Origin of the sequence: Candidatus Methanocrinis alkalitolerans (assembly GCF_029167205.1) — an archaeon.
In the GTDB taxonomy this organism is placed as follows: domain Archaea; phylum Halobacteriota; class Methanosarcinia; order Methanotrichales; family Methanotrichaceae; genus Methanocrinis; species Methanocrinis alkalitolerans.
Genome location: NZ_JARFPL010000054.1, coordinates 1 through 12,070 on the forward strand (window position 1 = coordinate 1; position 12,070 = coordinate 12,070).

10 protein-coding genes are annotated in these 12,070 nt (G+C 57.7%); 7 read left to right on the top strand and 3 right to left on the bottom strand.

All coding sequences use genetic code 11. The annotated features are described in order from the left end of the window. Positions 1–290: 290 nt before the first annotated feature. Positions 291–983 (bottom strand): hypothetical protein, encoded by a 693-nt coding sequence (locus tag P0O24_RS11570; protein ID WP_316969914.1) that lies wholly within the window; start codon positions 981–983, stop codon positions 291–293. Between the two features lie 199 nt (positions 984–1,182). On the opposite strand from P0O24_RS11570, the gene P0O24_RS11575 reads away from it, so the two are divergent. Further along, positions 1,183–2,223, top strand: a complete 1,041-nt coding sequence (locus P0O24_RS11575; RefSeq protein WP_316969915.1) for a hypothetical protein — start codon at positions 1,183–1,185, stop codon at positions 2,221–2,223. A 26-nt stretch (positions 2,224–2,249) separates the two neighbouring features. Continuing rightward, complete coding sequence (locus P0O24_RS11580) at positions 2,250–3,878, top strand: transglutaminase domain-containing protein (protein WP_316969916.1); 1,629 nt, start codon at positions 2,250–2,252, stop codon at positions 3,876–3,878. 14 nt (positions 3,879–3,892) lie between these two features. Here the strand turns inward: P0O24_RS11580 and P0O24_RS11585 are convergent, their stop codons facing one another. Beyond that, positions 3,893–4,123: a hypothetical protein gene (locus tag P0O24_RS11585; protein WP_316969917.1), complete on the bottom strand. Its 231-nt coding sequence runs from the start codon at positions 4,121–4,123 to the stop codon at positions 3,893–3,895. 1 nt (position 4,124) lies between these two features. Between P0O24_RS11585 and P0O24_RS11590 the strand changes: the two genes are divergently transcribed. Next, positions 4,125–4,268 carry a hypothetical protein gene (locus P0O24_RS11590; protein ID WP_316969918.1) on the top strand — a complete coding sequence of 48 codons (144 nt, stop codon included), beginning with the start codon at positions 4,125–4,127 and terminating at the stop codon, positions 4,266–4,268. Positions 4,269–4,308: 40 nt separating this feature from the next. Here the strand turns inward: P0O24_RS11590 and P0O24_RS11595 are convergent, their stop codons facing one another. Next, entirely contained in the window at positions 4,309–4,860 is a 552-nt protein-coding gene (locus P0O24_RS11595; RefSeq protein ID WP_316969919.1) for a DUF5788 family protein, read from the bottom strand. Between the two features lie 248 nt (positions 4,861–5,108). Here P0O24_RS11595 and P0O24_RS11600 point away from each other — a divergent pair, with 248 nt between their 5' ends. From P0O24_RS11600 to P0O24_RS11615, 4 genes are all read left to right on the top strand, one after another. Then, a complete protein-coding gene (locus tag P0O24_RS11600; RefSeq protein WP_316969920.1) occupies positions 5,109–8,504 on the top strand; it encodes a helicase-related protein in 3,396 nt (1,131 codons plus the stop codon). Between the two features lie 27 nt (positions 8,505–8,531). Then, the gene (locus P0O24_RS11605) at positions 8,532–9,842 is read left to right on the top strand and encodes an HD domain-containing protein (protein ID WP_316969921.1); all 1,311 of its coding nucleotides are present in this window, start codon (positions 8,532–8,534) and stop codon (positions 9,840–9,842) included. Beyond that, positions 9,839–10,387, top strand: a complete 549-nt coding sequence (locus P0O24_RS11610) for a hypothetical protein (protein WP_316969922.1) — start codon at positions 9,839–9,841, stop codon at positions 10,385–10,387. The genes P0O24_RS11605 and P0O24_RS11610 overlap by 4 nt, the downstream gene beginning before the upstream one ends. A 319-nt stretch (positions 10,388–10,706) precedes the next feature. Continuing rightward, the coding region (locus P0O24_RS11615) for a DUF1156 domain-containing protein (protein ID WP_316969923.1) at positions 10,707–12,070 on the top strand (1,364 nt) is incomplete at its 3' end.

Genomic DNA, 12,070 nt, shown 5'->3' on the forward strand with positions numbered 1-12,070 from the left:
GAAGAGTTCTTATCTCCATAGATGCTACCCCTAAAAAAACGCATATAACGGGATATTTAATAAATCTTTGCTATAAATTATAGGGAAAATGTTTGGAAATTAGACCGTTAGTGCGGAACGACGGGTTCTGCGACCGTAGGCGAGATCGCCAGTGGCCCACTATTTTCACTTCGTTCGTCTCTGAGATCATCTTCGGACCGACGGCAGAAAACGTCCGCCCCCGACTGCTGGAGACGGTTGGCGGCGGGGGTGTCGGATCTCGCTGGCAGCAGTCCGGAGAGTCGAAAGGTTCAGAAGATACCTCCGATCCCGTTGCCGGTGGGGTTCTCGTGGAACCGGAGGGTCCTCTCCACCTCGAAGGTGCCGGAGAAGGTCTGGCGCTCCGACATATCCTTGTAGAAGATCTTGTGCCACCTGTAGTCGCTCTCCCACGTCCCGTTGAAGCTGGTCGCAACGTCCATTCCCACCATCTGGGCGGGGCTGGCCCTCCTCAGAGCTTCTGCCTCCGCAGGGTCGCTGACCCTCGATCCCGGATCTGTGGATGCGAAGTAGGTGGTCTGGACCCGCTCCATCTCCGTCACCTCGAACGCCTCCTGGACCTGGACGCCGATGCCGCCGTAGAAGGCCCTGGAGTTGATGCTCTTCACCCCCACCATCGGCGTCTCGCCGGAGTAGCTGATCTTGATGTCTTCGAGGAGGTTCAGGGGGACGTTGGAGCCGTCGATCGTCCCCCGGACGTCCCCGGCCCTGTTGGATACGGCGCTCCTGGAGTCCATCTGGAGGGTGCCGTCTCCGTAGACGAAGCTGTAGTACTCAAGCCCCATCCTCCTGTCCACCACAGAGGATCCCACCTCGAAGTACCCGGTCCCCGACGCCCTGACCCTGTTGTAGAAGTCCTCGCTCTGGGCTGGCTCGGAGATGGCCGGGCTCGACGATCCCTCCCCCGTCGCCAGGATGGCGACGAGGAGGAACGCAACTATCATCGCCCCCTTCGTCCCTCTCGCCCCACAAAATCTTTTGGCCTTCTGTATCTCGCTCCTCAATAAAGAATCTGTCGTCTCGTCCGCCCCTCTCGATCCGCCCTCTCTCGCCCAGAGCCCTCTGAACCGCGGAGGCTTTAATAACGAAGCCGACTGTTTTGATTGCTGCAGAAAAGACGCCACGCTGGGGAGTGTCAGCATCATGAGATCGAAATTATTTCTGGTTGTATCGATAGCTCTGCTCTTTGGCCCGGCCGGCTCGGCAGCAGAGGGGACGGCGGACCTGGGTCCCTACGCCGCCACCTTCAGCCTCCCTTCCGACCTCGGCTGCTCCATCGATCCGGCGGAGGAGGTCGGAGGGAAGACTGCCGGAGGGATAGATTACGTCGAAAGGTCGTTCCCGCTGGACTGCGACGGCGGCCGGGTTTTGATGAAGGTGACGAGCTACAGCGATCCGGTCCCGGCCGGAGACCGGGAGACCAGGGCCCTCAGCCGAAAGGCGCCCTGGACGATGGCTTACATGAACGTGGAGACGAAGGAGAAGCTCGTAGACCGCCAGACGGGCCATCATTCGACCTTCCACCAGGTCTCGGGGGGAGAGGTTCATCAGGTCGCCTACTGGCTCGACAGGTATCTGGCCCCCGGGGACTATCTTGGGAAGACCTCCTGCGTCATATCCTCAAGCCTCCCCTGGCCGGCGACAAAAGAGCTCTTCGAGACCTTCCGTCTCGAAAAGAAGGCAGAAGGGGCCGAGAGGCCGTCGACGATGGAGAAGGTGACGGCAGGCAGCTATGCCGTCTCCTTCGACCTGGGGGATCTCAACTACACCTTCACCGAGATCCCTGCCCCCCAGGAGGACGGGGATATGGGCCTTGAGAATTACAGGATCGTCCTCGACGAGGCAACGAGGGCTGCGACCATCGAGATCACCGGCTACGACGGCTTGAGGATGGTGAACCTGGGCACTGAGAAGCTCCTAGCCGAGGCTCACCTCCGGACGAAAGGATACATCGGCAATAACGTCTCGGAATGGACCGTCGGCGAAAGTCCGGCAGTTCTGGGGGTAGGGGAGGACAGAGACCACCAGATCCTTTACGTGGCGATCTTCTGGCCGGACCAGGTCGTGACGGATGAGGGTCAGACCATGGGAACGACGAGGTGCCTGGTGGAGTCGGGCCTTCGGTGGGATCCGACGGAGAGGCTCCTTTCCACCCTACGGGTGGAGAGGAGAGAGGACCTCTGAGCGGTTTTGAGATCTCGGGGGAGGATATGAGGCGGCTTTTGGTGGGGTTCCTCCTCGCCCTCCTTCTGGTGCTGGAGGCTTCCTCTTCCGACGAGCGGGAGGTCTTTCAGCAGATCGACGAACTCGCCCTGAACGCTCCGGCGGAGGCGGAGTCCTCCCTCGAAGATCTCGCCCGTTACCTCGGCTCCGGGGCCAGGGACGACGAGGAGCGGGCTCGGGCGATCTACCGGTGGATCACCGCCAATATCGATTACGACGTCGAGGGTTTTACAGGCGGCTGCGTCGGAGGCGGCTGGAGGGTCCGGACCCCGGAGGAGGTGCTGGAAGAGAGGAAGGGGGTATGCAGCGATTATGCCGCCCTCTTCTCGAGCCTCTCTGAAATCTCGGGGCTCGATACGGTGGTGATCAGAGGTCGCGGGAAGGGGGGAGGCTACTTCGTCGGCTCCAAGATGCCGGAGTCGATCAACCACGCCTGGAACGCCGTCAGGATCGATGGAGAGTGGAGGCTCGTCGACGCGACCTGGGGCTCTGGCCACCTGGACCCCGGGGGGGGTTTCGTCGAACGGTTCGAGGAGTTCTACTTCTTCACCCCCCCCGAGGAGCTCATCTGGACCCACCTCCCCGAAGATCCGGCCTGGCAGCTTCTGGATCCGCCGATATCAAGGGACGAGTTCCAGCGGCTCGTTTACGCAAAGCCCGCCTTCTTCAATAACGATATGAAGATCTTGGGACCCGAAGGGGGTACCATCGCCTCCGACGATGGGGCGACGGTCTCCCTCTCCGTCCCCCAAGACGTGAGGGTCGCCGCCCATCTCCTCGATGGGGCGGAGAGGGAGCTTCCGGCGAGGTTCGCCCAGGTCCAATGGTCCAACGGCGGGGTCGTGGTCAGGGCCGCCCCTCCCGGCCCCGGAGAATACACCTTGCGCATCTACTCCAGGAGGGTGGGCCAAGAGGAAGATCAGGAGAGAGATGCGTACGACTGGGCTTTAGACTATAGGGTCGTGGCGGGCCCCAACTCCACAAGAGAGAGGGGGCTTCCGGTCGTCTGGGACGCCTTCTGGGATATGGGCCTCGAAACTGCGAGCCATCCCGAAGGGCTCATCGACTCGGGGTCGGAGTTGAAGGTGACCCTCTCCGCCCCCGGTGATATCCTCCTCCTGGCGCGGCTCCTGGACGGAGAGGGGCGGCCCCTCTCCGAAGACCGGACCCTCGCCCAGAGGGAAGAGGAGGGATACACCGTCAGGGCGGCCTTCCCTAAACCCGGAGAGTACGCCCTCAAGATCTACGCGAAGGAGAAGGGGGATCTCGGGGGCGAGTACGCCTCGGCGATCGAGTACGCCGTTCTGGCCGAATCCGGGTCGGAGGCGGCGGGGTACCCCCGGACCCTCGTAACCTTCGCCGAGGCCGGATGCAGGCTCATCCGCCCCCAGGAGGGTAGGCTTCCTGCCGGAACCCCCCAACGGTTCGAGCTGATTGTACCGGGAGCAGAGACGGTGGCAATAATAAACGACGGTAACCGGACCATCATGACCCGGGATGGGGAGACGTTCCGGGGCGAGGTGACCCTATCGGCGGGAGACGCCAGTCTGGCGGCCCGGTTTCCGGGAGAGTCCAGCTACGCCGTCCTTCTCGTCTACTCCGTAGGAGGACGATAGCTCCAGTCGATGGTTCATTCATCCCTCACGTACCGCACCCCCACCGGCGCCGATCCGTCGTCGACGATGACCATGGTATCCGAGAGGCGGTTGAAGAGCCGCTGCCCCGACCCCGCATCGCGATCCAGCCGATGAGGCAGTCGAGGGGGAGGAGGAAGGCCTTCCCGAAGGGCTCGATGGCGGCCCGGGGGAGGTCTCTTCTCCTCGCCCCGCCGGCCGGTGACCTTCAGCCCCGACCTGGTCAAGGTGAACTTTGGCATTAACGACATGTATTCGGGGATCCGGTTCGGCGAGGGCATACCCCTCGAAGGCCTGATCCTCCCGGGGCTCCACCACCTGAACGAGTTGGCGTATAAGATCATCGCCGAGGAGCTGATGCGCTTCTTCTAAAGTGACAGCCTCCGAACGCCCTCCATCTCCCCCCGAAACTTCACGATTTGCCTTCCATCGAGTCGACTAAGGCGTTCCACCTCCGGACGTCCTCCACCTTCTTCTTCACGATTTCTCTATCCAGATCCGTCTTATGTTCTTTCTTTGCCAGGATATCCCGCAAGTCCAGAAGGGACCTGATGACGGCGGCAGTCTCCTCGTAGATCCGGTGCGCCTCTTCGCGGGTGAGCCGCGCCTCCTTCAGCCTCTCCTCGTCGGCTGCCTCCTTCGCCTTCAAAACCTCGATCAGCTCTTTTGCCACCGTCTCCTCCTTCTCTGAGAGGTCCGAGAGGTGGATCAGCCTCCAGATGAGGTGGCGCAGGTCGACGGTCCCCGCGGCGGGGTGGACTTCGGGCGGGAGGTCGGCGGGGCCGATCCGGTCTCTTGCCATCTCCTCCCTCAGGAGGTCGGGGTCGATCTCGAGCCGGTCGGGGTCCTGGACCCCGACCCAGACGAGGGTCCTGTGGAGGTTGGCGAGGAGCCGGTCTCTCTCGGCCTCGGTGAGGAGGTCGGCTGGAGCGGGAGATTCGGGCGGTGGGGGATTTGGGGGCATGGTCATTATATTCTGCTTTCCTCATCATTTAACATATCGGCGTGTTCTGTGTTCTCTCCCAATCGTTCGGCCCATTTGAGAAGATATGCGAATTTGTTTTGGAAAGTTTTATCAGCGGTTGGACCGTCATAGAAGACCGCCAAGCTAACGCTGTAAGGAGGGTAACTGAACTGAGAAATGAAAGTGCAGATCTGGGGCCAAATACCATCGTCGAAGGGCCCACATTTCCCGAGCCGATCGAGATAAGCATGACGGTGTCCATGGGCGAATCCGTCAAGATCATCGGCAAGGGGCTTAGGACCGGCCGGTTTTATGATCCGGTTTTGTCGCCAGAACAGCTGAAAACTCTCAGAAACATCGGATCGGAGATGGAGTCCTTCGACGGCGACGCATTTAACTTCCGTTTGGGAGTTGAGGCTCTGCGGCTGGGAATGGCTCACGAGTACGATCCCTTCTTCAGCCTCTCAATCGCCCGGGTCGATCCTCTCCCCCATCAGCTGGAGGCCGTCTACGACTACTTCCTCAAGCTCCCTCGAATCCGTTTCCTTCTGGCAGACGATCCTGGCGCTGGAAAGACCATAATGGCGGGGCTCCTTGTCAAGGAGCTGAAGATAAGGGGCCTTATCAGGCGAATTCTCATCGTCACCCCTGCCAACCTGACCTTTCAGTGGCAACGAGAGATGAGAGAGAAGTTCGGGGAGCGGTTCGAGGTGATAAGGGGTGTCGTCTTGAGGGCGAACTACGGCACCAACCCCTGGCAGGAGAGGGATCAGGTCATAACCTCGATGCCCTGGGTGGCTCGGATCGAGGACGCCAAGGAGAGCCTGCTTCACAGCCACTGGGATCTGGTCATCGTTGACGAGGCTCACAAGATGAGCGCCTACTCTTCCGAGAAGAAGACCCTCGCCTATCAGCTTGGCGAGGCGCTCTCGGAGATGACGGATCACTATCTGCTCATGACCGCAACGCCCCACAAGGGCGATCCTCAGAACTTCTGTCTTTTCCTCCGGCTTTTGGATGAGGACGTTTACGGAGACGTGAAGAGCCTGGAAGAGGCGATGCGTCATCACGAGGCGCCCTTCTATCTTCGTAGGGTCAAGGAGGCGATGGTGACCTTCCCAGACCCGGATACTGGTGAAGCAAAGACCCTCTTCACCAAGCGGGACGTTCGGACGATCGAGTTCGAGATCGATAGCTATGAGCTGGACTTCTACGATGAGCTTACAGGCTACGTAGAAGACCAATCGATCAAGGCTGCAGAGGACGATTCAGCCCGGGGCCGGGCGCTTGGGTTCACGATGGCGATGCTCCAGCGGCGGTTCGCTTCAAGCATTTATGCTGTGAGGAGGAGCCTCGAACGGATGCGTGATCGTCGGGAAAAGATCCTGGCAGATCCCGATGGCTATCGGAAAAAGCTCGTGCTCAAAGGGGTCCCCGAAAACTTCGACGACCTTACTGAAGAGGAGCAGCAGAGGATCATCGAAGATCAGGAGGAAGCGGTCGCGTCCTTCAACCCTGCCGATCTGAAAGCGGAGATCCAGGAGCTAGTCCGGCTTATCGATCAGGCCCGAGCATTGGAGGAGAGGGAGATCGAGACGAAGCTTGCAAAGCTGAGAGAGGTCATCACCCAGGAGGGAATCTTCTCGGACCCGAAGATGAAGCTTCTGATCTTCACCGAGCACAAGGACACCCTCGATTATCTGGTGGAGAAGCTGAGGGGCTGGAAACTCTCAGTGACCCAGATTCACGGCGGGATGAAGGTGGGGGGCAGGGACGAGCCCGGAACTCGACTCTCTGCAGAGCGAGAGTTTCGGGAGGACTGCCAGGTGATGGTGGCGACCGAGGCTGCGGGTGAGGGGATCAACCTTCAGTACTGCTGGTTCATGATAAACTACGACATCCCCTGGAACCCGGTTCGGCTGGAGCAGAGGATGGGCAGGATTCATCGTTACGGTCAGGAGAAGGACTGTCTGATCTTCAACTTCGTGGCCATCAATACCCGGGAGGGGCGGGTTCTCCAGAAGCTCTTCGAGCGGATAGAGAAGATAGAGATGGATCTCGATCCGGATCATACCGGCAAGGTCTTCAACGTTCTCGGAGACGCTCTGCCCTCAAACCAGCTGGAGAAGATGTTGAGGGAGATGTACGCTCACAACCTGACCGAGGACGTGATCAAGAGCAGGATTGTGGAGCAGGTGGATTCTGCCCATCTGAAGAAGATCACCGACTCGACTCTGGAGAACTCCCTCGCCAAGAAGGAGCTGAACCTTTCGGCCATCGTGGGGAAGAGGGTGGAGGCGAAGGAAAGAAGGCTCGTTCCGGAGGTGGTCGAGGACTTCTTCGTCCAGGCGGCGCCTCTGGCAGGAATGAGGCCGAAGGAGGCCAGATCTAACCGGCACATTTACCAGATCGGCAAGGTTTCCCGATCTTTGAGGGCGGTTGGGGACTGTTTGGAGTCGGAGTCGCGGTGTGGGCCTCTTGGAAGCGAGTACAAACGGATCGTCTTCGACAAGGACCTCTTACAGGAGGACGCAACCCTGGAGTGGGTGACGCCCGGCCATCCCCTCTTCGAGTGCGTGAGGATATACTCTATTGACTGTGTAGAGGATGATCTCAGGCGGGGCGCGGTCTTCTTCGATCTGCATCGAGAGAGGCCCGCGAGATTGGACGTTTACTCGGCTGCTCTCAAGGACGGGCTGGGCGCCACCCTGAACAGAAGGCTCTTCGTGGTCGAGACAGGTCTGGACGGCCAGATGTCGGTCCGTCAGCCGACCCTTTTTCTGGATCTGGCGCCAGCGCCTTCGGGGACGAAGGTCCCAAAGGTTCCTGATGGAAAGGAGCTTCCCGGCTGGGAGGTGGTGGAGAGATACCTTTACGAGGCGGCGTTGCAGCCCTTCAGGGAGGAGGCGAGCTCCCAACGAAGCAAGGAGGTGGAGGCTGTATTGCACCATGCTGAGATCAGCCTGAACACCATCATAGATCGGGTGCAGTGTCAGTTTGCGGATCTTCACCAGAAGAGAGAGTCCGGCTCGAAAGAGCAGGGCCTCGAGGGAAGGATAAAACAGTTCGACGACCGGCTCGCCGATCTGAACAACCGTCTTGAAAGGAGGAGGGCGGAGCTGGAAAAGGAGCTTCACTGCACCATCTCTGATCTTCACCGACTGGGATCTGCCTGGGTGATTCCCCATCCCGAGAGGAACGATCCCGGAATTGCGCCGATGGTCCGTGATGAGGAGATCGAACGGACCGCCGTCGATGCGGTCATCGCCCGCGAGGAGGCACGGGGCTGGAAGATTGAGAGCGTCGAGAGCGAGAACCGGGGTTTTGATCTGATCTCCCGGAGGCTACATCCCGAAGATCCGAAGACGGCGTTGGAGGTCCGGTTCATCGAGGTGAAGGGGAGGGCGACGGTGGGCGAGGTCGCCCTGACCGAGAACGAGTACAAGACCGCGGCCCGTTTGAAGAATGACTACTGGCTCTATGCGGTCTTCAACTGCGCCAGCAAGCCCGAGGTGAAGCCGATCCGTAATCCCGCCAGGCTCGGCTGGGCGCCGGTGGTGAAGGTGGAGCATTACAGACTGGGGGCAGAGGTAATACTTTCTGCCGATGAGGCAGTTTCTCGGGAAGATGTGGAAATCAAATAGCCGTCAAAAGAATATCGGAGGTCATCCATGTCTCATAAGCAAGAGATAAGAGATCCTATATACAATTTCATCCGACTCGGTGCAGAAGAGCGTAAGGTCTTGGACTCGGTCCCATTTCAAAGACTTCGCCATATTCATCAGTTGGCTCTCACCTCCTTTTTATACCCGGGAGCTACTCATAAGCGATTTGAACACTCATTGGGCGTCATGGAACTTGCGGGGCGGGTCTATGATGTAGTAACTGATCCAGATAATTTGATAGATAGATCTGTCCGGAAGTTGGTACCTCGAAAAGGCGATTACAAATATGAGTATTGGAGACTGGTTTTGCGGATGGCGGCTCTTTGCCACGATCTGGGTCATTTGCCATTTTCGCATGCTGCAGAGAAAGAGTTGCTACCAGATGGTTGGAATCACGAACGCCTGACTCTAAAGATCATTAGAAGCGAAGAAATGAAACCAATATGGGATGATATAAAAGTTAACCCGGAAGATGTGGCAATGTTGGCAGTAGGGCCTGAAAATTACAAGGGAAAAGAGTACTCTGATTTGGAAGCGATACTATCTGAGATAATTGTGGGCGATGCATTTGGCGTTGATCGCATGGATTACCTCTTGAGGGATTCACACCATATAGGTGTGGCATATGGGAGGTTTGATCATTACAGGTTGATCGACTCTCTTAGAATTCTGCCACGCGGTGATGATTCCCAAGAACCTGGACTTGGTGTGGACGAAGGTGGATTGCACTCAGCAGAGGCTTTAATTCTGGCCAGATATTTCATGTTCACCCAAGTGTACTGTCATCATGTCAGAAGGATCTACGATATACATCTTAAGGATTTTCTTATGAAGTGGCTCCCGAAAGGACATTTCTCCACCGAACTCGATGAGCATTTAGCAATGACAGATAACGAGATTAATGTTGCCCTGCTAAGGTCTGCCAATGACGCAAAGCTTCCAGGACATGATGCAGCAAAGCGTATCGTCAGAAGAAATCATTTCAGGCTATTGTATCAGAGGAATCCTTCCGATCTGAAGAAGAACCAAGAGGCTTGCAGAGCGGTTTATGAGGCCGTGAGCGATAGCTTTGGTGAAGACGATGTGCGGTTCGACTCCTACCGACAAACGGGAGGAGGACTGGACTTTCCAGTATTGGGCAGAGACGGTCGTATAGCGTCTTCTTTATACATGTCTGAAACTTTGGCTAGGGTTCCGGTGGTTGCTGAAGAGTACGTTTTTATAAGTCCAGAGATAAGAGAAGATGCTAAGCGCTGGCTGGAAAAGAATAGGGAAAGTATAATCGCTTCATCTAGGGAGGAGGATGAGGAGTCATGAAGAGGCTGCAAAGGGATGCTGTGTTGTTATCGTTGCTGGAAAAGATGCAGGCACATGGAAGTTGGTGTGGTGAGACCCATCTCCAGAAGGCGACCTACTTTCTCCAAGAGTTGATGGAGGTTCCCCTGGGGTTTGATTTCATACTTTACAAGCATGGCCCATTCTCATTTGATATGAGAGATGAAATAACGGCCATGAGAGGAGATTTCCTGATCAAGTATAAGCCTCAGCCTTATCCATACGGGCCCAGCTTGGTCCAGGATACGGGAAGTGATCAGCTTAAGGAGAGGTTCTCCAGAACGATCCAGCAGTACTCCAAAAAAGTGGACTTCGTGGCGGATACCTTAGGGAACAAAGGTGTTTCCGAATTGGAGCGTCTAGGGACGGCCCTTTATTTTACAAGGCGCCAAAATGTCGATTACGAGCCGTTGGATCTTCAGATACATAAGCTAAAACCGCATATCTCTCCAGAGGAGGCACAAGAAGCCCTGCAAGAAGTGTCAGAGATCTTGAAGATGGCCAAGAAGGCAAAATTGGTCCAGTGAAATGAATTCGACTAACTCTAAACTAATTGCCGATTGCCTTTTCCAGGCCATCCCTTTTCAGCGATGTCTGGCGAACCGTGCCTGAAGCTCATTGTAATCAGGAACGAGCAGCCGAATAATATGTTCCTGGATTAGCTTCCTGTGCCTTGTTATCAAGTACGACTTCAATCGCTTGCATCCACTGCCGCTAATTGCTGGATTTTGGATCATCACATATTTTACCGATCATGTCGCTATCAGCAAAAACACGTCGATAGTCTATCAACGCGTCGATAGAATTTGCGTTACGAGTCTATAGAAACCAGAAGGTGACCCAAGAATGATCCCTTACCCCAAGCGACTGATCGAGGTGGACCTGCCGATAAAGAGGATCAGCGAGCACGCCCGGCGGGAGAAGTCGATCCGGCACGGCCACATATCGACGCTCCACATCTGGTGGGCGCGCCGACCTCTCGCGGCCTGCAGGGCCGTGGTCTGCGCCTCCCTCTGGCCCGATCCCGCCGATCCCCTCTGCCCGCCGGAGTTTCGAGAAGCGGCCGCATCGACGATGCGCCGGTTTGACGAGGTCAGCCGCGATCCAGTGGGCGGGGACCCAAGAGACCTCGCCGACCCCGATCAGCTCCAGAGGGCTCTCCTCGACTTCATCGCCGAGTTCGCCAACTGGGACCGCTCGACCGACCAGGCTTACCTGGACGCCGCTCGCTCCCTCACCCGATCCGCCCACGAGGCCCTGGGGGGCCTCCCCGGGACGCGGCCTCTCGTCGTCGACCCCTTCGCCGGAGGCGGCGCGATCCCCCTGGAGGCGCTGCGGGTCGGGGCCGACGCCTTCGCCTCAGACCTCAACCCCGTCGCCGTCCTCCTCAACAAAGTCGTATTGGAGTACATCCCGAGGTACGGCCAGACCCTGGCCGACGAGGTCCGCCGGTGGGGGGGCTGGATCAAGGAGGAGGCAGAAAAGGAATTGGCCGAGTTCTACCCCACCGACCCTGACGGCGCCGTTCCCATCGCCTACCTTTGGGCGAGGACGGTCACCTGCGAGGGGCCGGGCTGCGGCGCCGAGGTCCCCCTGATCCGCTCCCTCTGGCTCGCGAAGAAGCAGAACCGCTCCGTCGCCCTTCGGATGGTCCCGCGGATGGACGAGCGGAGGGTGGAGTTTGAGATCCTGGAGGACGTCAAGGCGTGGGAGGTCGGCGAGGGGACGGTCCGCCGGGGCTCGGCCACCTGCCCTGTCTGCGGCTACACCACCCCGGTCGCCTCGGTCCGAAAGCAGCTGAAGGCCCGCCGGGGCGGTACAGAAGATGCTAGATTATTTTGCGTTGTCATTACCAGGCCAGGACATAAAGGAAGGATCTTCCGATTGCCAACAGATGTGGATCTGGATGTGGCAAAAAGAGCGTCTATGGAATTGATGCGCAAGAAGTCAACGAACAATGGTCCCCTATCTCTAGTGCCAGATGAAATGGTGAATCCAAATCCGCATGCTATAAATCGCCTACCTATGTATGGCATGATCAGATGGGGAGATGTATTTAGCCCACGCCAGGCTTTAACATTAAGCCCACATTCCGCACCTTCAGTTCAGCCCGTAGTAATTTTCGCATTCTGGCCCCAACAGCCTCAGAATGACAATCTGCGATTCGCTAAGATGCACGATGACTTTGACAATTTTTCCTCGATCAACTA